This window comes from Candidatus Planktophila sp. (genome assembly GCF_040402315.1).
Taxonomy (GTDB): domain Bacteria; phylum Actinomycetota; class Actinomycetes; order Nanopelagicales; family Nanopelagicaceae; genus Planktophila.
Genome location: NZ_JBBAMU010000007.1, coordinates 15814 through 37034 on the forward strand (window position 1 = coordinate 15814; position 21221 = coordinate 37034).

Annotated in this window: 23 protein-coding genes; 18 read left to right on the plus strand and 5 right to left on the minus strand. The window is 48.9% G+C overall.

The window, feature by feature from the left end:
• On the plus strand, positions 1-339 hold the full coding sequence (locus AC9UEP_RS02425; protein WP_509543674.1) for an RNA polymerase-binding protein RbpA: 339 nt from the start codon (positions 1-3) through the stop codon (positions 337-339).
• Positions 340-358: 19 nt separating this feature from the next.
• Here AC9UEP_RS02425 and AC9UEP_RS02430 read toward each other — a convergent pair whose 3' ends face one another.
• Genes AC9UEP_RS02430 through AC9UEP_RS02440 form a run of 3 tightly spaced genes read right to left on the minus strand, consistent with a single transcriptional unit; the run spans position 359 to position 4833 of the window.
• Positions 359-1894 carry a phosphoglucose isomerase-related protein gene (locus AC9UEP_RS02430; RefSeq protein ID WP_509543676.1) on the minus strand — a complete coding sequence of 512 codons (1536 nt, stop codon included), beginning with the start codon at positions 1892-1894 and terminating at the stop codon, positions 359-361.
• Positions 1895-3943, minus strand: a complete 2049-nt coding sequence (tkt, locus tag AC9UEP_RS02435) for a transketolase (RefSeq protein WP_509543678.1) — start codon at positions 3941-3943, stop codon at positions 1895-1897.
• 11 nt (positions 3944-3954) lie between these two features.
• Positions 3955-4833, minus strand: a complete 879-nt coding sequence (locus AC9UEP_RS02440) for a COX15/CtaA family protein (RefSeq protein ID WP_509543680.1) — start codon at positions 4831-4833, stop codon at positions 3955-3957.
• Positions 4834-4915: 82 nt separating this feature from the next.
• On the opposite strand from AC9UEP_RS02440, the gene AC9UEP_RS02445 reads away from it, so the two are divergent.
• The 9 genes from AC9UEP_RS02445 to AC9UEP_RS02485 are packed head-to-tail and all read left to right on the plus strand — an operon-like array spanning position 4916 to position 13066.
• Positions 4916-5590 carry a helix-turn-helix transcriptional regulator gene (locus AC9UEP_RS02445; RefSeq protein WP_509543682.1) on the plus strand — a complete coding sequence of 225 codons (675 nt, stop codon included), beginning with the start codon at positions 4916-4918 and terminating at the stop codon, positions 5588-5590.
• Entirely contained in the window at positions 5587-6996 is a 1410-nt protein-coding gene (gene sufB / locus AC9UEP_RS02450) for a Fe-S cluster assembly protein SufB (RefSeq protein WP_509543683.1), read from the plus strand. Before AC9UEP_RS02445 ends, sufB begins: the two co-directional genes overlap by 4 nt.
• Positions 6996-8087, plus strand: coding sequence for a Fe-S cluster assembly protein SufD (gene sufD / locus AC9UEP_RS02455; protein ID WP_509543685.1), 1092 nt, complete (start codon positions 6996-6998; stop codon positions 8085-8087). Before sufB ends, sufD begins: the two co-directional genes overlap by 1 nt.
• 1 nt (position 8088) lies before the next feature.
• Positions 8089-8385 (plus strand): non-heme iron oxygenase ferredoxin subunit, encoded by a 297-nt coding sequence (locus AC9UEP_RS02460; RefSeq protein ID WP_509543686.1) that lies wholly within the window; start codon positions 8089-8091, stop codon positions 8383-8385.
• 11 nt (positions 8386-8396) lie between these two features.
• Positions 8397-9149, plus strand: coding sequence for a Fe-S cluster assembly ATPase SufC (gene sufC / locus AC9UEP_RS02465; RefSeq protein ID WP_095674749.1), 753 nt, complete (start codon positions 8397-8399; stop codon positions 9147-9149).
• Position 9150: 1 nt separating this feature from the next.
• The gene (locus AC9UEP_RS02470; protein WP_509543688.1) at positions 9151-10395 is read left to right on the plus strand and encodes a cysteine desulfurase; all 1245 of its coding nucleotides are present in this window, start codon (positions 9151-9153) and stop codon (positions 10393-10395) included.
• Positions 10396-10397: 2 nt separating this feature from the next.
• On the plus strand, positions 10398-10841 hold the full coding sequence (gene sufU, locus AC9UEP_RS02475; protein WP_509543690.1) for a Fe-S cluster assembly sulfur transfer protein SufU: 444 nt from the start codon (positions 10398-10400) through the stop codon (positions 10839-10841).
• Positions 10842-10861: 20 nt separating this feature from the next.
• A complete protein-coding gene (locus AC9UEP_RS02480) occupies positions 10862-11173 on the plus strand; it encodes a metal-sulfur cluster assembly factor (RefSeq protein WP_509543692.1) in 312 nt (103 codons plus the stop codon).
• A 27-nt stretch (positions 11174-11200) separates the two neighbouring features.
• Entirely contained in the window at positions 11201-13066 is a 1866-nt protein-coding gene (locus tag AC9UEP_RS02485; RefSeq protein ID WP_509543694.1) for an ABC transporter ATP-binding protein, read from the plus strand.
• On the opposite strand, the gene AC9UEP_RS02490 is transcribed toward AC9UEP_RS02485, so the two are convergent.
• Positions 13013-13729: an SURF1 family protein gene (locus AC9UEP_RS02490; protein ID WP_509543696.1), complete on the minus strand. Its 717-nt coding sequence runs from the start codon at positions 13727-13729 to the stop codon at positions 13013-13015. The two genes, AC9UEP_RS02485 and AC9UEP_RS02490, sit on opposite strands and share 54 nt — an antisense overlap.
• Complete coding sequence (locus tag AC9UEP_RS02495; RefSeq protein ID WP_509543697.1) at positions 13722-13994, minus strand: DUF3099 domain-containing protein; 273 nt, start codon at positions 13992-13994, stop codon at positions 13722-13724. The genes AC9UEP_RS02490 and AC9UEP_RS02495 overlap by 8 nt, the downstream gene beginning before the upstream one ends.
• Before the next feature lie 27 nt (positions 13995-14021).
• On the opposite strand from AC9UEP_RS02495, the gene fabG reads away from it, so the two are divergent.
• From fabG to pheT, 8 genes are all read left to right on the plus strand, one after another.
• A complete protein-coding gene (fabG, locus tag AC9UEP_RS02500) occupies positions 14022-14735 on the plus strand; it encodes a 3-oxoacyl-ACP reductase FabG (RefSeq protein ID WP_509543699.1) in 714 nt (237 codons plus the stop codon).
• Positions 14710-15501 carry an enoyl-ACP reductase FabI gene (gene fabI, locus AC9UEP_RS02505; protein WP_509543701.1) on the plus strand — a complete coding sequence of 264 codons (792 nt, stop codon included), beginning with the start codon at positions 14710-14712 and terminating at the stop codon, positions 15499-15501. The genes fabG and fabI overlap by 26 nt, the downstream gene beginning before the upstream one ends.
• A gap of 179 nt (positions 15502-15680) precedes the next feature.
• Entirely contained in the window at positions 15681-16310 is a 630-nt protein-coding gene (infC, locus tag AC9UEP_RS02510) for a translation initiation factor IF-3 (RefSeq protein ID WP_223298193.1), read from the plus strand.
• 33 nt (positions 16311-16343) lie between these two features.
• Entirely contained in the window at positions 16344-16541 is a 198-nt protein-coding gene (rpmI, locus tag AC9UEP_RS02515) for a 50S ribosomal protein L35 (RefSeq protein ID WP_095674758.1), read from the plus strand.
• A gap of 14 nt (positions 16542-16555) precedes the next feature.
• On the plus strand, positions 16556-16915 hold the full coding sequence (rplT, locus tag AC9UEP_RS02520) for a 50S ribosomal protein L20 (protein WP_095674759.1): 360 nt from the start codon (positions 16556-16558) through the stop codon (positions 16913-16915).
• 29 nt (positions 16916-16944) lie between these two features.
• Positions 16945-17730 carry a TrmH family RNA methyltransferase gene (locus AC9UEP_RS02525; protein WP_509543703.1) on the plus strand — a complete coding sequence of 262 codons (786 nt, stop codon included), beginning with the start codon at positions 16945-16947 and terminating at the stop codon, positions 17728-17730.
• A 10-nt stretch (positions 17731-17740) separates the two neighbouring features.
• Complete coding sequence (gene pheS, locus AC9UEP_RS02530; protein WP_509543705.1) at positions 17741-18748, plus strand: phenylalanine--tRNA ligase subunit alpha; 1008 nt, start codon at positions 17741-17743, stop codon at positions 18746-18748.
• A complete protein-coding gene (pheT, locus tag AC9UEP_RS02535) occupies positions 18749-21205 on the plus strand; it encodes a phenylalanine--tRNA ligase subunit beta (protein ID WP_509543706.1) in 2457 nt (818 codons plus the stop codon).
• Positions 21206-21221: the final 16 nt, after the last annotated feature.

Consider the following 21221-nt stretch of genomic DNA (forward strand, 5'->3'; position numbering starts at 1 on the left):
ATGGCAAGTGCAATTCGCGGCAGTCGTGTCGGTGCTGGCCCAATGGGCGAGGCCGAGCGCGGAGATCAGATTGAACGCGCCACAGTTTCGTATTGGTGTGCAAAAGGCCATGAAGTAAGACCATCATTTGCAGTTGAAGAGACAGTCGTTATTCCTGATCAATGGGATTGCCCTAAGTGTGGACTTCCCGCAGGTCACGATAAGGCTAATCCACCATCAGCTGTAGTAAACGTTCCTTACAAGACTCACCTTGCCTATGTGAAGGAACGACGCACAGATAAAGAGGGCGAAAAGATTTTAGAAGATGCCCTGCGCAAACTTCGCGGTGACGATATTTAATAAGGGAAAAGTGTAAAGCTTAGAGATTCTTCGCTGCGGCGAGAATCTGGTCAATACCCGCGTTGCGGTTCTGCAGATGCAGGCGCAATAGCGGGTATTTTCTTGCGGCAAGTGCTCGGTAATCACCGATTGCTTGCGCCATTAACAAGGTGCGCAATGAGAACGCGCTACCTGGAATTAGATAATCTCTTTCAGTCGCACCTGTTATCTGCAAGAACGAGCCATTGCTCTGTCCGCCTTTATGGAACTGTCCGGTGGAGTGCAGAAATTGCGGACCCCAACCAAAAGATGTGGGACGTCCTGATTTTCCGGCCAAGATTGAACGAAGCTCCGAAATTTTCTGATCATCTCTGCGGTCTAGGTAAGCCATGATGGCGATGTAGCCGCCTTCTTTGACATCTTCAATAAATGTGGCAAGTGCATCTGTCAGTGATTGCCCATCTCCAAAGATTTCAACTCCGGAATCCACTTGCTCAGGTTTCAGCTCGGGAAGTTGGTTATTCCACTCTGCTAAACAGGAAGAAGTATGTTCTTTCGCCTCGTTGACATTGGGTTGGTTAAATGGATTAATCTTTAGCGCCACTCCAAGGAGTGCGGTGACCCATTCCCAAAAAATAAAGTGAGCACCTAGTGCGCCTTCAACAACTAGGTCTGTCTCCGTTCCTGCAAAACTTACTGTGAACGCACCACCTGTTGCAGCGTTAGTGGCGCTTTCTGTGACAATCGGCAGCCGACCCGCTGAGTTCTTTCCAGTTGACTCTGCTATCAGTTGTTCGATCCAATCGGATAAACCAGGCATATCCGATAGCGCATCTGTGAAGCCGATGTATTGTGCGCTTTGGGTGGCTAAGAGATAGGCGGTATCTAGAACTGGTTGGGCTTCAGCGATGAAAGAATCTTTTTCAATGCGGGAATCTTCCAGCACTGTTTTCATGGGCGAACCAGATAGCGCAGCGGGTGCGAGTCCGAAGGCGCCCAGAACACTAAATCTTCCACCGACATTTGGGTCAGCGTTTATCACTGTGAAGCCTTGTGCGCGAACATCAATATCTAGCGGAGAACCAGGGTCGGTAATAAATAGGAAGTGGTCTATTGGGTTAAGTCCTGCATTCTTAATCTGTTCTTCCAGAAGCGCACGCTGGGAAGCAGTCTCAATAGTGGATCCAGATTTAGAACTGACTATCACTAGCGTCTTACTCAGATCACCATCGAGTGCATGAACTGCATAGTCCGGATCAGTTGAGTCAAAGATGAAAATATCTTTTTTGAAAGTCTTAGCGATGACCTCAGGGCCAAGTGAGGAGCCACCCATACCGCAGAGGATGATGCGCGAGAGAGCGGAAAATTTCTTGCCTAGGTCATCTAGCTGGGGGAGTAAGGCGGTAGAGGTCGATGGTAAATCAACCCAGTTCAAACGGATGGCAGCTTCTGGCGCAGCATCTGCTCCCCACGTAAGTGGATCTTTTGCAAGAATTTTCAGATGTACCTGCTGCAAAGTTTGATAGAGCTCCGAATGGCGGTCGATCTTGGAAAGTGAACGACCAGATAATTTCATCTAGCCCAGTGCTTTCTTTACCGTGCTCACAATCGCATCGGGTGTGAAACCAAATTCGGTGAATAGCTTATTACCTGAGGCTGAGGCTCCAAAGTGGTCGAGCGAGATAATCACACCGTTATCGCCAACGTATTCACGCCAACCTTGAGCGATTCCCGCCTCGATACTCACTCGTAGCGATTTCTTTGGTAGTACCGATTCCCGATATGCAGGAGTCTGCTCGTCAAACCATTCCAGGCATGGCGCACTCACAACGCGAGTTGAGTGGCCCTCCTGTTCTAGCAAAATCTGAACATCGAGTGCGATGCCAACCTCTGATCCTGTTGCAATAATGACAACTCCTGGATCAGTAGAGGCTTCCTTCAAGATGTATGCACCCTTATCAACACCTGTTGCTGGGCCATGGGTCGTGCGATCAACGGTTCGTAAGTTCTGACGAGACAGAAGCATGCCTGCGGCTTTGCGGCGGGTGAGTATTGAACGCCACGCTTCGGTAACTTCATTAGCATCTGCAGGGCGAATGACAGCAAAGTTCGGAATTGCACGTAGCGCGGCAAAATGTTCAATAGGTTGATGTGTAGGGCCATCTTCACCTAACCCAATTGAATCGTGGGTCCAGATGTAGGTGCTGGGAATATCCATCAGAGCTGCCAGGCGAACTGCAGGTCTCATGTAATCGCTAAAGACTGCAAATGTTCCACCGAAAGCTCGGGTCAGACCATGCAGCGTTATTCCATTAAGGATGGAGCCCATTGCGTGCTCTCTAATACCGAAGTGAATAATGCGACCATATGGATCGGCGTTCTTCATCGCACTAGTTGCAGGCAAGAATGAGTTGCCGCCTTCAATAGTTGTGTTATTGCTATCTGCTAGATCGGCAGATCCTCCCCAGAATTCAGGTAGTACCTTAGCAATTGCGTTTATGACGTGTCCTGAAGCAGCGCGAGTTGCTACCTCTTTTCCACTTTCGAATACAGGCAGGTCTTTATCCCAGCCTTTCGGCAGTTCATTTGCCACAAGGCGTTCCAGAAGACCGGCCCGCTCTGGATGTGAAGACTTCCATTCGGTGAACTTCTCACTCCAGGTGGCATGGGCCGCGGTGCCACGATCCTTAACAGCGCGCACATGCGCAAAAACATCTGCTGGCATGGCGAACTTCTCTTCAGGATTAAGACCCAATTCAACTTTAGTTGCCGCAATTTCTTCATCGCCTAGCGCTGAACCATGAGATTTCGCGGTGCCACGCAACCTTGGCGCTGGCCATGCGATAACAGAGTGCATGTGAATTAGCGAAGGCCGAGCAGTGTTGCCTTTCGCCGCAATCATCGCTTTATCTAGTGCAGCAAGATTGATGTTGCCATCAGGTAGGGCTGAAACTTCGTGCACATCCCAGCCATATGCGCGATAGCGAGCAGCGACATCTTCAGTAAAGGCCAGGTGTGTGTCACCCTCGATTGAGATGCGATTAGCATCGTAAATAATATTGAGATTACCTAGCGCCTGCGTTCCGGCAAGTGAAGATGATTCACCTGATACGCCTTCTTGTAGATCACCATCAGAACAGATAACCCAGATCGAGTGATCAAAGAGAGATTGGCCAAGTGGTGCATCTGGATCGAGTAATCCTCGTTCAAAACGCGCAGCCATTGCAAAACCAACAGCAGTGGCAACTCCAGCACCAAGTGGGCCAGTTGTCATCTCAACTCCGACTGTGTGGCCGTATTCGGGATGTCCTGGAGTCAGTGAATCAAAAGTTCTAAATGATTGCATATCTTTCATCTCGAGCCCGTACCCACTGAAGAAGAGTTGTGTGTAGAGAGTTAGTGATGAATGACCACAAGAGAGAATGAAACGGTCGCGGCCAAGCCAATTTGGGGCAGCCGGATCGTGCACAAGATGTCTTTGAAATAAGTTATACGCTACTGGAGCGAGTGACATCGCGGTTCCGGGGTGTCCATTTCCCACTTTTTGTACCGCATCCATCGCGAGGGCGCGAGCATAGGCAACCGCGCGATCATCGAGTTCGGTCCAACCGGCTATCTGAGTCATCTTTCTTCTCCTTATGCGTGTTTACGTATAACTGAAAGACGGATTCGCCACGCTGCTATCCAGACGAGAACGGATCCGATGAGATGCATTACAACCAAACCTTCCGGCACCCCTAGGAAATACTGAAGGTATCCAAAGCCACCTTGCAGGAGCGCGAGAAAAAAGAATATTTTAAGCCAACGCTTCGTTTCATAGCGCAAATTGGGGGAGAGATAGAAAACAACAGTACAAATCATTAAGGTCCAGACCGCGGCGCTATGGAAACGTGTGATGGTAGTAATAGCAAAATTTAGCCGGGGAGCATCGAGATCACCGGCGTGTGGTCCTGTACCGGTCACCAAGGTTCCAATAGTTATGGCTATGAATGCCAGGCTCACATGGAGTGAGGAAATACGTGAAATGCGTACTTGCGTTGAAGATGTTCGAACTTGTGCGTGATGGCGCCGTGAATGTAATGAGGTAGCTGCCGCAATCAGAAATATTGAAAGAATAAAGTGTGATGCCACAGTTAGCGGATTGAGATCAGTTAATACTGTAACGCCGCCCAAAACTCCTTGTCCTAATATTCCCAATATCTGAGTGATGGCTAAAAATCTAAGGTCGCGACGTCTGCTGCGAAATACTGCAATGAAGGTCGCAACTGCTGCGATGAGAAGAGCGAATGTGAGTAAGCGATTTCCAAATTCAATCCATGCGTGTAAAGCACCTTCAGCTTGGCCTTCAACAGGCAGATAGGAACCTGGCACGCATTCTGGCCAGGTAGGACATCCAAGTCCTGAGCCTGTCACGCGGACCGCGCCACCAGTAACCACTAGCGCTGACTGAAGAAAGAGCAGGAGGCCGGTCAGTGTCGGAAGTAAGCGATTTGCGATGCTCCCGTATTTACTCATGAAGCGAAGCCTATGACCTACACATCAGAAGGACACGCCGGCTCGAGTGGCAAGGTCGAGCGAATTACGACACAATAGTGTTGTGAAAATAGATGACCTCAGCACACGTGATGCTGTGGCGCGCTCGGTCCTAGAAAATGGCCCCTCCACCGCGGTAGACCTGGGAGTACGTCTGCGACTGACTCCGCCGGGGATTCGCCGACACCTGGATCTTCTCATAGCTAATGGAATCTTAGAAGCTCGCGATCCACATTTTGCGCTCACTCGCGGCCGCGGCCGCCCTTCCAAAGTTTTCGTGATGACCGATGCTGGTCGTGAACAGTTTGAGCATTCCTACGATGACTTAGCGGTTGCCGCGTTGAAATTCATGTCATCGCAATCTGGTGAACATCAGGTCTATGCCTTTGCGCAATCTCGCGCCGATGACATTGAACGCAAAGCAACTGTGGCCCTTGCGAAATCACCGAATAAAACAGAATCACTTGCAACATTTTTGACCGAGCAGGGTTACGCCGCCAGCATTGAGGTTCATGCAAATGGCGAGCAACTCTGTCAGCATCATTGCCCGATTGCACACGTAGCGGCTGAATTCCCACAGCTATGCGAGGCCGAGACTGAGATCTTCTCCAAGATTCTAGGAACACATGTGCAACGACTTGCAACCATTGCTCATGGTGATGGGGTGTGCACAACGTACATTCCAAAGACTGCCAATAATAAAAAAGTAATAACTACCGCTAGAAAGGCACACAAATGACAACAGCACATCCAGAACTCGAAGGCCTCGGAAATTATGAGTACGGCTGGTCAGATAGCAACGACGCCGGATCTAATGCAAAGCGTGGTCTGAGTGAAGAGGTAGTTCGTGATATTAGCTCAAAGAAATCAGAACCACAGTGGATGCTTGACCTGCGCCTGAAAGGCCTTGATCTCTTCTATAAGAAGCCAATGCCATCATGGGGTTCAGATCTCTCCGGAATTTTCTTCGACACCATTAAGTACTTCGTGCGCTCTACTGAGAAGCAGGCAGCTACCTGGGATGACCTTCCAGATGATATTAAGAACACATACGATCGCCTTGGTATCCCAGAGGCAGAAAAGCAACGCCTAGTTTCTGGTGTTGCAGCCCAGTATGAATCTGAAGTTGTCTATCACTCAATCCGGGAAGACCTTGAGAAGCAAGGCGTCATCTTCCTTGATACCGATAGTGGTCTAAAGCAGCACCCAGAACTCTTCAAAGAGTACTTCGGAAGCGTTATTCCGGTTGGTGATAATAAGTTTGCAGCTCTTAATACCTCTGTCTGGTCTGGTGGTTCATTTATTTATGTTCCTAAGGGTGTCCATGTTGATATTCCTTTACAGGCATATTTCCGCATCAACACTGAGAACATGGGTCAATTCGAGCGCACACTGATTATCGCTGATGAAGACTCATATATTCACTATGTTGAAGGTTGCACCGCACCTATCTACAAGTCAGATTCGCTTCACTCAGCAGTTGTTGAAATCATCGTTAAGAAGGGTGCCCGCGTTCGTTACACAACGATTCAGAACTGGTCGAATAACGTGTACAATTTGGTAACCAAGCGCGCTACATGTGCCGAAGGTGCAACGATGGAATGGGTCGATGGAAATATTGGCTCAAAGGTCACCATGAAGTATCCAGCTGTCTTGTTAATGGGTCCTCACGCAAAGGGTGAGACTCTCTCACTTGCATTTGCCGGTCCTGGTCAACACCAAGATTCTGGTGCAAAGATGGTTCATGCTGCGCCATACACATCTTCTTCAGTTATCTCTAAATCAGTTGCCCGCGGGGGAGGCCGTACCTCTTATCGCGGACTCGTTCAGGTTCAAGAAGGCGCTCATCACTCAGCAAGCACAGTTAAATGTGATGCGTTGCTGGTAGATACCATTTCGCGTTCTGACACATACCCGTATGTAGATATTCGTGAAGATGATGTTTCCATGGGTCACGAGGCAACCGTTTCGAAGATTTCAGATGATCAGCTCTTTTATCTCATGTCACGTGGACTTAATGAGGATGAAGCGATGGCGATGATTGTTCGCGGCTTTATCGAACCTATCGCACGCGAACTTCCGATGGAGTACGCACTTGAACTTAACCGCCTGATTGAATTGCAGATGGAAGGTGCTGTCGGGTAATGACAACACTGCAATCAAATATTCTGGAAAAGCACACTCCTTCCGGTCGCGAAGAGGCGTGGCGCTTTACCCCGCTCAAACGATTAGGTGGAATGCACGATGGCAGCGCCACACCGGTTCTGCGAAACTCCCTGATCGCTAAAGGAGAATTACCTGCAGGAGTCTCTTTAACTCGTACCACAATCACTGCGGTGACAGAGACTGATGATGCAATCGTTAATCGAATTCGTGAATTCACTGATCAGGGAATAATCCTTGAAATTGCACCCAACACTGAAGTCGCGAGCCCAATTTTCCTGGGCCGCGCACCTGGTGCGCTAGATTCTGCAGAGTTTGCTCGAGTACTAATCAAGGTTGGTACACATGCGAAAGCAACGGTCATTATCGAAAATACCGGTGATACTCATCTTGCAGAAGATTTAGAAATTGTGGTGGGACCAGGCTCTAACCTGACTCTCATCAGTCTCCAGGAGTGGGGCGCGCAGACAATCCACGCGGGTCGACATCACGCAATCGTGGATCGCGATGCAACATTTAAATCAATCGTGGTCACTGTTGGTGGCAATCTAGTTCGCTTACTTCCCACCGTTGATTTCATAGCACCGGGTGCATCATGTGATCTCTCTGGTGTTTATTTTGCAACTGCCGGTCAATTCTTTGAACATCGTATGTTCGTTGATCACAAGGTACCGAATGCTAAGTCGCGCGTTAATTACAAGGGTGCACTAGCGGGGGATAAGGCACACACAGTGTGGATCGGTGATGTCTTCATCCGCGCAGCAGCTGAAGGCACTGACACCTATGAACTTAATCGTAATCTCTTGCTATCAGATGGGGCACGAGCTGACTCTGTGCCCAACCTAGAGATTGAAACCGGGGAAATTGTTGGCGCAGGACATGCATCCACAACTGGACGCTTTGATGATGAACAGCTCTTCTATCTGATGTCTCGTGGTATCAATATGGAAGATGCCCGTCGCCTTGTAGTTCGAGGCTTCTTCAATGAAATAGTTTCAGAAATTGGAATTGATAAGATTCAAGACCGTATAATGTCGCGCATCGATAACGAATTAGCAAAGGCAGGCAAGTGAAATGTCTGATCTGTCGCTAGCTACCCTCACGGAGGGAAAACCACTACGCATTGAGAAAAATGGTGAGTCAATCTGCCTTACCCGAGTGGGCTCTGAAGTGTTTGCAATATCTGACACATGCAGTCATTCCGAAGCCTCGCTTTCTGAGGGCGATATTGAAGGATTCAAAATTGAATGCTGGCTCCATGGCGCAGAGTTTGATGTGCGCACGGGTGAAGCCCTTACACCACCAGCTGTAGCACCAGTGAAGTCATACCCAGTAACCATCGACGGAGACTCCGTCACGGTAGAGATGTAACGGAGATAGATATGAGTACTCTAGAAATTCGCGGACTGAAAGTATCTGTCGAGACAGAACAAGGTGCTATTGAAATTCTTAAAGGTGTAGACCTGACAATTAAGTCTGGTGAAACTCACGCAATCATGGGTCCCAACGGTTCTGGTAAGTCAACACTTGCCTACTCCATTGCCGGACACCCGAAATACACAATTACTGGCGGAACAGTGACACTCGATGGCGCAGATGTCTTAGAAATGACTGTTGATGAGCGTGCAAAAGCTGGACTCTTCTTAGCGATGCAGTATCCAGTTGAAGTTCCTGGAGTTTCCGTCTCCAACTTCCTTCGCACCGCAGCCACTGCGCTACGCGGTGAAGCACCAAAGCTTCGTGAATGGGTCGGAGAAGTTAAAGCCGCGATGGAGACACTAAAGATGGATCCGTCATTTGCACAACGCAATGTCAACGAAGGTTTCTCAGGCGGAGAGAAGAAGCGCCACGAAATCATGCAGCTCGAGCTGTTAAAGCCTAAGTTTGCCATCCTTGATGAGACAGACTCTGGGCTTGATGTCGATGCTCTTCGTATCGTTTCAGAAGGTGTTGTTCGCGCAAAAGAAGCCAATAACCATGGCATCTTGCTCATCACGCACTACACCCGAATCTTGAAGTACATCAAGCCAGATTTCGTACATGTTTTCGCAAATGGCCGCATTGTGGAAGAAGGCGGCCCAGAGCTTGCAGATAAACTCGAAGCCAACGGATATGCCGAGTACGTGAGCGCTTAATATGTCCTTGAATGCATCTGTCATCGCACAGGATTTTCCAATTCTCTCCCGGAAAATTCGTGATGGAAAACGCCTTGTTTACCTCGATTCCGGTGCAACAAGTCAGAAACCAAATGTAGTTATTGAAGCTCAAAGTGATTTCTATCGACTTCATAATGCTGCAGCGCATCGAGGTGCGCATCAGCTCGCTGAGGAAGCAACGAACGCGCTCGAAGGTGCTCGTCAGATCGTGGCGACCTTTATCAACGCTCATGTCGATGAAGTAGTTTTCACTAAAAGTGCGACAGAGTCTCTCAACCTAGTTGCTTATGCGATGGGCAACGCTGAAAAAGGTAATAGATTTTATTTGACTGCCGGTGACGGAATTGTCGTCACTGAGATGGAGCACCACGCCAATCTCATTCCTTGGCAGCAATTAGCTGCGCGTACCGGCGCTTCGCTTTCCTGGTTTGAAGTAACCCCTGATGGACGCCTTGACCTATCGAACATCGAATCTGTCATCACTGAGAAAACCAAAGTTGTCGCACTCACACATCAATCAAATGTCTTGGGCACAATAATTCCGCTGGATGAAATTGTGAAGCGCGCTCACGCAGTTGGCGCCGTCGTTGTACTAGATGCATGTCAATCCGTTCCGCACATGGCCGTTGATATGAAAGCACTCGATATCGATTTTCTAGCTTTTTCTGGACATAAAACTGTTGGTCCCACAGGTATTGGAATCTTTTGGGGACGCAGAGAACTTTTAGCTGAACTTCCCCCATTTCTCACTGGTGGCTCCATGATTGAAAACGTGACAATGACGGGTGCGACGTGGGCACCTGCGCCTAAGAAGTTTGAGCCTGGAGTGCCAAGTATGGCTCAGGCTGTTGGGCTCGGCGCTGCGCTTTCCTATCTCTCAAAAATCGGTATGAATGAAATTCATCATCATGAAATAACGCTCACTGAGTATCTTCTTAATGAGTTTTCAACTATTGACGATTTAAAGGTGATTGGCCCGCGAGATTTGCATATGCGCGGTGGCATTGTGTCATTCTCGCTGGGAGACATTCATCCGCATGATTTAGGACAATATCTTGATAGCCAGGGGATAGCCGTACGAACTGGTCATCATTGCGCATGGCCATTGACTCGTAAGTTAGGCGTTCCGGCTACCACTCGAGCATCCTTCCACTTATATAACACCAAAGATGATCTCGATGCCTTAGTCGTAGGAATTCGCGGCGCACAGAAGTATTTTGGATAGCCATGCAATTAGATAATCTCTATCAGGAGGTGATTCTTGATCACTATAAGAACCCACAGCACAAGAAGTTAAATCCTGTTTTTGATGCTCAAGTTCACCATATCAATCCAAGCTGTGGAGATGAAATCACTCTTAATGTCACCCTCGATGATGGTGTAGTTAAAGAGGTGTCCTGGGATGGAGTTGGCTGTTCTATCTCACAAGCTAGCACTTCGATTCTAACTGATTTACTCATAGGAAAGAGTCTTGATCGGAGTCAAGAAATCTCCGATGGATTTATGCACCTGATGCAGAGCAAAGGTACCGAGACCGGAGATGCCGAACTCCTGGAAGATGCAGTAGCCCTAGCCGGAGTTTCGCAATACCCGGCTCGCATTAAATGTGCGCTCTTAGGTTGGATGGCATTTAAAGACGCTTCAGTGCAAGCAATTGCAAAGAATTCATAAAAAGAAAGTAGGATACGGATATGGTTGCAAAGATTGAAGATGTAAACGAGGCGATGAAGGATGTTGTTGACCCAGAGCTAGGAATCAACGTCGTTGATCTTGGGCTGATTTACGACATCATGGTTGATGAGAACAACATCGCCGTGCTTAACATGACTCTAACTTCAGCTGCATGTCCACTGCAAGATGTCATCGAAGATCAGACTCGAGAAGCTCTTAAACCTTTTACTGATGATGTGAAAATCAATTGGGTCTGGATGCCACCATGGGGGCCAGATAAAATTACTGAAGATGGCAGAGAACAACTGCGCGCTCTCGGCTTTACTGTTTAGTTTTTTATGTCTCAGTACGCAGTCTGGATGACCTTTCGCTCCATGACCGCTGATCCTTCGGTGAAGTCGCAGAAGTTAAAGCCGGGAACAATCAAGCGAATCTTTACTTATGGGGCGCCGTATAAATCACATATCCTGATCTTTCTTGCAACCGTTGTGATTGAAGCGCTCTTAATAATTAGCACGCCACTTCTACTGCGTGAACTGATTGATAAAGGCGTGATTCCCAAAGATCCCGGCTTGGTGACCAAGCTCGCTCTTCTGGTGGGCCTGCTGGCGGTTGTAGATGCGCTATTTAATATCTTTGGACGTTGGTTTTCGGCGCGTATTGGTGAGGGCTTAATTTATGACTTACGTTCCCAGGTTTTTGCACATGTTCAAAGGCAATCCATAGCATTCTTTACTCGCACACAGACCGGCGCGCTTATTTCAAGGATCAATTCGGATGTCATGGGAGCTCAGCAAGCATTCACGGGCACCCTTTCAGGTGTTGTAAGCAACGTTGTTTCGCTAGTACTTGTTGTTACTGCGATGCTCATTCTTTCCTGGCAGATCACAGTTGTTTCGTTGCTTCTTCTGCCGGTCTTCCTACTTCCTACAAAGTGGGTTGGTAAGCGTATTCAGGCTCTGACTCGCGAGGCATTTAATCTCAATGCCACGATGTCGAGCACTATGACCGAGCGCTTTAACGTTTCGGGTGCGCTCCTAGTATCACTCTATGGGAATCCCGCAAAGGAAGAGAGCTTCTTCCGCGCACGCGCACGTAAAGTGGCCGATATTGGAATTCAAACGGCAATGCTCAATCGCATCTTCTTTGTCGGCATCACTAGCGTTGCAGCCGTTGCCACTGCATTTGCATATGGAATAGGCGGCCATCTTGCTCTTGATGGTTCCATTACTGTGGGAACGCTTCTAGCTATTACCGCCTTATTAGCGCGTCTATACGGACCACTGACTGCGCTCTCTAATGTGCGCATCGATGTCATGACCGCACTCGTCTCCTTTGAACGCGTATTTGAGGTGCTAGATCTTCATCCGATGATTGTGGATCGCCCCGGAGCCCAGCAACTTAAGCAACAAGAGCTCAGCATCGAATTCAGAAGCGTTTCATTTTCCTATCCAAAGGCAGAGGAAGTATCACTGGCATCCCTGGAATCAGTTTCCAAACCAGAGACAGTTGATAGCGGACAGATATTAAATGCAGTCTCATTTACTGCGCCAAAGGGAACGCTTACGGCGATTGTGGGACCATCTGGTGCTGGTAAAACAACCATGAGTGCCCTCTTGCCACGACTCTATGACGTGACAGATGGTGCAATTCTTATCGGCGGCCACGATATTCGCGATTACACCGTGCAATCACTCAGAGATAACATTGGTGTAGTAATGCAGGATGCACATCTTTTTCACGAAACAATCGCTGAGAATTTACGCTATGCCAAGGAAGATGCAACTGAAGCAGAGATGATTCAAGCGTGTAAGTCGGCGCAAATATGGAATCTCATATCAACGCTGCCCAATGGTTTCGAGACTATGGTGGGAGAGCGCGGCCATCGACTCTCCGGAGGAGAGAAGCAACGTTTAGCTATTGCCCGTCTTTTACTTAAAGCCCCATCTATAGTCATTCTCGATGAAGCAACCGCTCATTTGGACTCTGAAAATGAAGATCTCGTGCAGGAAGCTCTGCGGCATGCACTAAAAGGTAGAACATCTATCGTCATTGCACACAGATTAAGCACAGTGATGCAGGCAGATCAGATCCTTGTACTGGAAAAGGGTCAGATTGTTGAGCGCGGAACGCACGAAGAGTTAATTCAAGGAGCGGGTCTCTACTCTGAACTATTTGCGCGTCAAGACCTCACGACGAATGAGAAATCTTCCGTAAACGATTAAACCACCGAAGAAAACCCATTGCGCCGCATAAGCCATGTGAGGTCCATCAGAGAGTTCAGGAAGTTCGGCAGGTGCAGCCGGTGACAAGGTGGGTACGGTGCCAGATACCAAGTCGAGATAGAAATCTTCACTCGTAGCTCCTCCTTGTGCATTTGCCTTTGAAACTAGCCCGGTATCTGAGTTAGTTGGGATAGCAAAAAATGATCCCCGAGGCAGCGAACTATCTAATCGAAGACGTCCAACTATCTCGACACTACCTATTGGAAGTTGTGGCAGCGTGGGTCTGGTTTGAGCGTTCCTTCCCGCCTGAACCCATCCACAATCAACCCAGTAACTTCTTCCACCCGTGTCATTAAATTTAGTGAGAAGTTCGAATCCATATTTGCCCTCGAAGTATCTATTTCTGAGCAGTATCTGGGTGTCGGGATCAAAGACTCCGCGAGTAATAACCGGCTGCCATTCGTGGTTCTCGGGTTGCTCTTGTACTGAGACAAGTGAGACTGGAGTCATTGTTGAATGCTTTTCGATGATGAAATTACGATCGTGCCGGGCAACACCACGATGGTATTGCCATTGCGCCGCCCAGAGACAACCTGCAATCAGAACTAGCGCAATAACTGACTTAAAAAAAGCAAACTGCTCACGCTTTTTTGTACTACTCAATTCCTCGCGGCCTCTTCTTAAGTATCGCTTGTCCCGGAATTACTGTCTCACGACCAGCATTTGCTACAACCACGGCAATGTAGGGGAGAATAACAGCGCCTACGAGTGCGAACCATCGATACGGGCTGGGCAGTATCACAGTCAAAATAAAGCAAGCTGTTCGCACCATCATGGAAAGAAAATATCGACGTTGACGCGCTCTCTGGTCTTGGGAAAGGCCGGTTGACGCGCTAGTAATATCGAAAGCAGCATCTTCTTTAGCCATAGCCCAACAGTAGGGTAGTTTTCTCTCATGAGCGAGCCCACATCCATCGCGCTAGTTACCGGTGGCAATCGCGGAATCGGCTTAGCTATTGCGACCGCTCTCAAAGATGCTGGTCATCGCGTTGTCATCACATACCGCAGCGGCACCCCACCTACTGGGTTTGATGCAGTGCAGATGGATGTCACCAACTCAGAAAGTGTTGACTCAGCTTTTACAAAGATTGAAAGTGAGATAGGACAGCCAGAAATTATTGTGGCAAATGCCGGAATTACGAAAGACACTCTGGTCCTACGTATGACTGATGAAGATTTTGAAAGTGTGATTGATGCAAATCTCACAGGTGCTTTTCGCGTAGCAAAGCGCGCTACCAAAGGTCTCCTGAAATTAAAGCGTGGTCGTCTGATCTTTATCGGTTCTGTTGTTGGTGGGGTAGGAGCTGCCGGACAAGTGAACTATTCAGCTTCCAAGTCTGGGCTGGTGGGAATGGCTAGATCTTTTTCAAGAGAACTCGGATCACGTGGCATCACTGCCAACGTTGTTGCCCCTGGATTTGTAGAGACAGATATGACGGCCGAACTCGATGAGAAGCGCCGGAGTGAAATCGCAGCACAGGTTCCGCTCGGTCGTTTTTGTTCGGCGCAAGAGATTGCCGACGTGGTCACATTTATTGCATCGGCAAAGGCTAGCTATATTACTGGAGCCATCATTCCTGTTGATGGCGGACTTGGAATGGGGCACTGAATTGGGAATTCTTGAAGGTAAGAATATTTTAGTAACTGGTGTACTCACCGATGGATCCATTGCTTTTCATATCGCTCGCTTGGCACAAGAAGAAGGCGCACAAGTTGTACTCACAGGCTTTGGACGCGGCCTTAGTCTGACAACTCGTATTGCAGGACGTCTTCCAAAGTCCGCTCCAATTATTGAACTAGACGTTACCAATCAAGAGCATCTTGATGGGTTAGCAAAAGAGGTAAAGAAACACCTTCCACACCTTGATGGTGTTGTTCACTCGATTGGTTTTGCACCTGAGGCCGCACTCGGGGGTAACTTCCTCAATACCGCTTGGGAAGATGTGGCAACAGCCGTTCAGGTCTCTGCCTACTCTTTGAAGTCATTGACGATGGCTTGCCATCCACTCTTTAAAGATGGAGCATCTGTTGTCGGACTTGATTTTGATGCCCAAGTTGCCTGGCCAAAGTATGACTGGATGGGAGTTGCCAAAGCAGCCCTAGAATCCACATCGCGCTATCTCGCTCGCGATCTTGGAAAAGATAATGTTCGCATCAACCTCATTGCAGCAGGTCCCATTAGAACCATCGCGGCTAAATCGATTCCTGGATTTAATGAATTTGAAAACGTCTGGAATGAGCGCAGTCCTTTGAAGTGGGATGTTGCAGATCCAGTGCCGGCAGCGCAAGGCGCGGTTGCGCTACTCAGTGATTGGTTTCCAAAAACGACGGGGGAGATTATTCACGTCGATGGTGGCCTGCACGCGATGGGCTAAAGCCCTTTTCAGGCGCGATTTTTCTATTTGCCCGCACTCGGGTAGCCTTTGCCTCAGACTAGTAGCCCACAGCTGCTGCAAGAGGAGCTCACCGCTCCCACCTCTACTGCTTCGGCGGATTGGTTTGTCGGATGTAAATCTAGGTTTCTAGATTTATCTGCCTATGCGGTGCGCGAATTTTGCGGCAACTTGGATACACAAGTGAACCGAACATAGGAGCAGAAATCACAACAGAGCCCCGCATTAATGACCGTATCCGCACACCCCAAATTCGTCTCATCAATTACACAGGTGAACAAGTTGGAGTAGTAGATATCGAAGCAGCGCTAGCTATGGCAGATGAAATCGGACTCGATCTCGTAGAGATTGCACCCGAAGCTAATCCGCCAGTTTGTAAGATCATGGACTTTGGAAAGTACAAGTACGAGATCGCACAAAAAGCTCGCGAAGCACGTCAGAACCAGACCCACATTGTGGTGAAGGAAGTGCGATTGACGCCAAAGATCGAGAATCACGATTACGAGACAAAGCGCTCGTCGGTCGAGAAGTTTCTTAAAGGTGGCGACAAGGTGAAGATAACGATGAAGTTTCGTGGCCGTGAGCAAACACGTCCAGAGCTCGGATTCAAACTCTTGCAACGTCTTGCAGAAGATGTTAAAGATATAGCATTCGTTGAATTCGCCCCTAAACAAGAGGGTCGACAGATGACGATGGTGTTGGGTCCGACGAAGAAGAAGACCGAAGTAGTAGCAGAGCAGAAGGCGGCGAAAGCTGCGAAGGAAAAAGCAGCCGAAGAAGCTGCTAAATAGTTTTACTCACGACGACGTAACAGGAGATAAGAAATGCCAAAGATGAAAACCCACAGTGGTGCGAAGAAGACCTTCCGCGTCACAGGTACCGGAAAGATCATGCACGAGCGTGCAGGCAAGCGCCACCTTTTGGAGCACAAGTCATCACGCGTTACTCGTCGTTTGAGCCAAGAGTCATCAGCTAAGTCAACCGTCACAATGACAGCCAAGCGCATGCTTGGTTTGAAGTAAGGGAGCGCCACTAAATGAGAGTCAAGCGCGGAGTACACGCAGCAAAGAAGCGTCGCACAACCCTTGAACGTGCCAGCGGATATCGCGGACAACGTTCACGTCTTTTCACAAAGGCGAAGGAGCAAGTTACGCACTCAATGGTTTATGCCTTCAACGATCGTAAAGATAAGAAGGGTGATTTCCGTCAGCTCTGGATTCAGCGTATCAATGCTGCATCCCGCGAAAACGGAATGACATACAACCGCTTTATCCAGGGTCTTAAGGCTTCCGGACTTGAAGTAGATCGTCGCGTTCTCTCAGATATCGCAACGAATGATCCAGCAGCATTTAAAGTTCTTGTCGACGTTGCTCGCAAGAACCTTCCAGCTGCCTAAGTCCATCTAGAAACTAGGTTGTAGAGCCAATGATTGAGAGCCTTCACTCGCCGCATATTGCGCGAGTGAAGGCTCTTATTGGTTCTAAAGGGGCGAAAGAACGCCGCGAACAAGGGCTCTTTGTGGCAGAAGGCGTGCAATGTGCGCGAGAGGCACTTACCTCAGCCAACGGTCCGGAAATCAAAATTATCTATGCAACAGAGCAAGGGCTCTTAAAGATTGCCGAACTCGATCTTTTCGCTGTTGAAATTGTTGAGGTCTCCGAGCCTGTTCTTAAGGCGATGTCAGATACTGTTTCACCACAAGGCCTCATCTCTCTTTGTTATTCACCGGAAAACTATATTTCCGAGCTCACACTTACGGGTAGTTCTACCGTTATCTATCTCCATGAGATGCGAGATCCTGGAAATGCGGGAACGATTCTTCGCACCGCAGATGCAATGGGGATCACTGCTGTGGTTACTTCTCCGGATTCGGTAGATATGTACTCGCCAAAAGTGGTTCGATCCACTGCCGGATCACTGTGGAATATCCCCGTTTATGAGGGTGTAACTTTCCAAGCGCTAGCTTCCGTTTTCCCTAACACCCAGAAAATTCTCCTTTCATCTCATGCATCGACATCAATACTCGATTTGAGGATTACCGGGGATTGCATAGCAATCTTCGGTAATGAAGCACGGGGAGTAGATGCAGCAGCCCTTGGCGTGGCTGTGACGGAAGTGACTATTCCTATGGCTGGCAATGCCGAAAGCCTTAATTTATCGGCAGCGGCATCAATCGTTATGTTCACCCTTTCGGCAAAGGTCGCGGGATAGAATCACGACCATGAATCCGGCAGATGTAGCATCGTGGATAAGCGATGCACAGGGCGCATTTGCCGCCGCTGCAGATTTAGATCAACTTAAATCAGCTCGCCTGGCACACGCTGGTGATAAGTCACCGGTAGCACTTGCTAGCAGAGCACTCGGCACGCTCTCAGCCGATCAGAAAGCCTCCGTTGGAAAGCTTGTTGGCGAAGCTAAGGCAGAAATTGCAAAAGCGTTAGCGCAGCAGACTGCAAAGCTTGAGCAAGAGCGTGACTCCAAAGTATTACTCGAAGAGATTGTCGATATCACCTTGCCGGTCCGTCGTGCGCACCGCGGGGGGCTACATCCCATCTCAATTATTAAAAATGAAATCTCAGATTTCTTCCTTGAGCAAGGTTTCTCAGTTGAAGAAGGACCAGAACTTGAATCGGGTTGGCTTAACTTTGATGCACTTAATATTCCGGCCGATCATCCCGCGCGCACAATGCAAGACACTTTCTTTATTGAACCAATCGAGTCAGGGTTGGTTCTTCGCACCCACACTTCACCGGTGCAGATTCGTACGATGTTGGCCCAAGAACCGCCTATCTATGTCATCTGTCCAGGTCGAACATTTCGCGCCGATGAACTCGATGCTACTCACAGCCCAGTTTTCCACCAGGTTGAAGGTCTCGTAATCGATAAGGGAATCACGATGGCCCACCTAAAGGGAACCCTTGATAACTTCGCCCGACACATGTTTGGTCCCGATGTCACGACACGTTTGCGTCCTTCATTCTTCCCATTTACCGAGCCGAGTGCTGAAGTAGACATCTTCTTTAACAATCGATGGATCGAATGGGGCGGATGCGGAATGGTCAACCCTAAAGTTCTTGCAACGTGTGGCATCGATATAGATATCTATACCGGTTTCGCATTTGGAATGGGACTCGAGCGCACGTTGATGGTTCGCCATGGAATTACTGACATGCACGACATTGTGGAAGGCGACTTGAGATTCACTCGCCAGTTTGGAGTCGGACTCTAAATGCGCGCACCGTTATCGTGGATCAAAGAATTTGTAGAGATACCTAAATCCATTACCGCAGATCAAATCTCTGATGCCCTGATCCGCGTTGGTTTTGAAGTAGAAGAGATTATTCATCAAGGTGCTGACCTCACCGGGCCCTTGGTATTTGCCAAGGTATTAAGCATTGAAGAGATTACTGAGTATAAGAAGCCCATTCGATATGTGGGCCTTGATTGTGGTGAGAAAGAAACCCGTTATGTCATTTGTGGGGCAACGAATTTTGCTGTTGGAGATCTAGTAGTCGCAGCTCTTCCGGGAGCAGTACTGCCAGGCGACTTCAAAATCGGTGCTCGTGAAACATATGGCAAGGTCTCCAACGGAATGATCTGCTCTGCTCGCGAGTTGGGCATAGGAGATGATCACGCCGGAATCATGACCTTCAGTGAAGGCTCGGTGGCAATCGGATCAGATGCTATTGAGGGCTTACTCATCAATGATGTTATTTTCGATGTTGCCGTCAATCCGGATCGTGGCTATGCCTTGAGTATTCGCGGCATTGCTCGTGAGGTTGCTGGCTCGCTAGGTCTTTCATATACCGACCCAGTTGATGCGCTTCGCACACTTAAATTTACTGACACAGGCAAGGGTGTGAGTGCAAAGATTGCCGACCCAGTAACAGCTTCCGTGTTTTACTTACGAACCCTTTCACACTTTGATGCCAAGGCCACAACTCCAATCTGGATGCGCAGACGTATTGAAAAGATGGGCATGCGCTCTATCTCCTTGGTTGTAGATGTCACTAACTATGTGATGCTTGAACTGGGTCAGCCACTCCACGCCTTCGATAAATCAAAGATTAGAGGCGGGCTCACCATTAAGCGCGCGGGCAAGGCCCAACCATTTACCACTCTCGATGGTCAGGTGCGCCAATTAGATCCTGATGATCTTATGGTCTGCGATGACGAACAACCCCTTGCACTTGCAGGAACCATGGGTGGAGCGTATTCAGAGATTTCAGAGACAACAACTGAGATAGCACTTGAAGCAGTTCGATTTGATCCAACCTGCGTTGCTAAGAATTCACGTCGCCACAAGCTTTCCTCGGAGGCCTCACGTCGCTTTGAACGAAGTGTCGACCCATTACTTGCGCAATATGCTTCGGCTCGCTTCGTGCAGTTACTGACTGAAAATAGCCCAGCGCAGCATGTTGCAACTGTGGTTGCTGGAGAGCCGCGATTTAGCCCCATGGTCAAAGTAGATCCGGCATTTATCTCACGCATTATGGGTGTGGATGTGGGCCCGACTGAGATTGTAAAGATTCTTCGCACAATTGGTTGTGAAGTAAATGAGAAGACTTTCGAAGTGATTCCACCATCGTGGCGCGCTGATTTACTCGGCCAAGCAGATTTCACAGAAGAAGTTGCCCGCATGGTTGGCTTTGACAAGATTCCATCGATTCTTCCACCTCGGCCCAAGCATGCTTCCCTCACTCATTCCCAGAAGCGTCGCCGGGCAGTTTCGATGATGCTAGCTAGTCGCGGTTTGGCTGAAGTTCAAACTTTTCCATTCACCAACCAAGAAACAATCGCGGCCTTGGGCTTCTTGGGTGAGCGAGCATCCACCTATCGCATTGCAAATCCGATGTCGGAAGAGTTCCCGTTGCTGCGCGTTCACATGGTTCCAGGATTGTTGGAAGTGGCGCAACGCAATATCAGCAGAGGTGCGAAAGATTTTGCAATCTTTGAGATGGGATCTATTTTCCGCAGTGCACAGAAACTGGTGCCGATGATTTCACCCGCACTGGATAAGAAGCCGAAGAAGGAAGAGATCGAGGCAATATTTGCAAGCTTGCCGATTCAACCTTTCCATGTTGCTGGTCTGCTCGTTGGAAAGGTAGAGAACGAGGACTGGCAGGGTAAGCCGCGTTCTTACACCTGGCAGGATGCAATCGCATTTGCGCAAGAAGTGCTGCAACTGTGCAATCATTCTTGGACGATAAAGCGTTCGGATATTGCGCCATGGCATCCTGGTCGTTGCGCCGAATTACTTATCGATGGAAAGCCGGTAGCTCATGCCGGTGAACTTCATCCAAGGATCGTAGAGATGTATGGTCTGCCTGAGCGCTCTTCAGCTTTTGCAGTTGCACTCAATGCGCTGCCAGATTCACCTTTGGTCCGTCCCTCTACCGTGGGAACTATGCCGGCGGCGCTCCAAGATGTGGCGCTCATTATCGATGCATCGGTCTCAGCGCTAGAGGTCGAGCAGGCGCTGCGGGCAGGTGCGGGCGAGCTCCTAGAATCAATCTCCCTCTTTGACCGCTACGACAAAATAGGTGATGGCAAAATTTCCTTGGCCTTCTCCCTAGTTTTCCGAGCCGCAGATCGCACTCTCACGGGGGCCGAAGTAAGCGCGCTGCGTGATTCAGCGGTGAAATCAGCGGAGAAAGCAACTGGCGCAGTTCTGCGCACTGCATAAATATGCACATCCGTGC

Bases quoted from the DNA above. Each gene is read 5' to 3' on its own strand.
- AC9UEP_RS02425 (WP_509543674.1), top strand. From the start codon at position 1: ATGGCAAGTGCAATTCGCGGCAGTCGTGTCGGTGCTGGCCCAATGGGC.
- AC9UEP_RS02430 (WP_509543676.1), bottom strand. From the start codon at position 1,894: ATGAAATTATCTGGTCGTTCACTTTCCAAGATCGACCGCCATTCGGAG.
- tkt (WP_509543678.1), bottom strand. From the start codon at position 3,943: ATGACTCAGATAGCCGGTTGGACCGAACTCGATGATCGCGCGGTTGCC.
- AC9UEP_RS02440 (WP_509543680.1), bottom strand. From the start codon at position 4,833: ATGAGTAAATACGGGAGCATCGCAAATCGCTTACTTCCGACACTGACC.
- sufB (WP_509543683.1), top strand. From the start codon at position 5,587: ATGACAACAGCACATCCAGAACTCGAAGGCCTCGGAAATTATGAGTAC.
- sufD (WP_509543685.1), top strand. From the start codon at position 6,996: ATGACAACACTGCAATCAAATATTCTGGAAAAGCACACTCCTTCCGGT.
- AC9UEP_RS02460 (WP_509543686.1), top strand. From the start codon at position 8,089: ATGTCTGATCTGTCGCTAGCTACCCTCACGGAGGGAAAACCACTACGC.
- sufC (WP_095674749.1), top strand. From the start codon at position 8,397: ATGAGTACTCTAGAAATTCGCGGACTGAAAGTATCTGTCGAGACAGAA.
- AC9UEP_RS02470 (WP_509543688.1), top strand. From the start codon at position 9,151: ATGTCCTTGAATGCATCTGTCATCGCACAGGATTTTCCAATTCTCTCC.
- sufU (WP_509543690.1), top strand. From the start codon at position 10,398: ATGCAATTAGATAATCTCTATCAGGAGGTGATTCTTGATCACTATAAG.
- AC9UEP_RS02480 (WP_509543692.1), top strand. From the start codon at position 10,862: ATGGTTGCAAAGATTGAAGATGTAAACGAGGCGATGAAGGATGTTGTT.
- AC9UEP_RS02485 (WP_509543694.1), top strand. From the start codon at position 11,201: ATGACCTTTCGCTCCATGACCGCTGATCCTTCGGTGAAGTCGCAGAAG.
- AC9UEP_RS02495 (WP_509543697.1), bottom strand. From the start codon at position 13,994: ATGGCTAAAGAAGATGCTGCTTTCGATATTACTAGCGCGTCAACCGGC.
- fabG (WP_509543699.1), top strand. From the start codon at position 14,022: ATGAGCGAGCCCACATCCATCGCGCTAGTTACCGGTGGCAATCGCGGA.
- fabI (WP_509543701.1), top strand. From the start codon at position 14,710: ATGGCGGACTTGGAATGGGGCACTGAATTGGGAATTCTTGAAGGTAAG.
- rpmI (WP_095674758.1), top strand. From the start codon at position 16,344: ATGCCAAAGATGAAAACCCACAGTGGTGCGAAGAAGACCTTCCGCGTC.
- rplT (WP_095674759.1), top strand. From the start codon at position 16,556: ATGAGAGTCAAGCGCGGAGTACACGCAGCAAAGAAGCGTCGCACAACC.
- AC9UEP_RS02525 (WP_509543703.1), top strand. From the start codon at position 16,945: ATGATTGAGAGCCTTCACTCGCCGCATATTGCGCGAGTGAAGGCTCTT.
- pheS (WP_509543705.1), top strand. From the start codon at position 17,741: ATGAATCCGGCAGATGTAGCATCGTGGATAAGCGATGCACAGGGCGCA.
- pheT (WP_509543706.1), top strand. From the start codon at position 18,749: ATGCGCGCACCGTTATCGTGGATCAAAGAATTTGTAGAGATACCTAAA.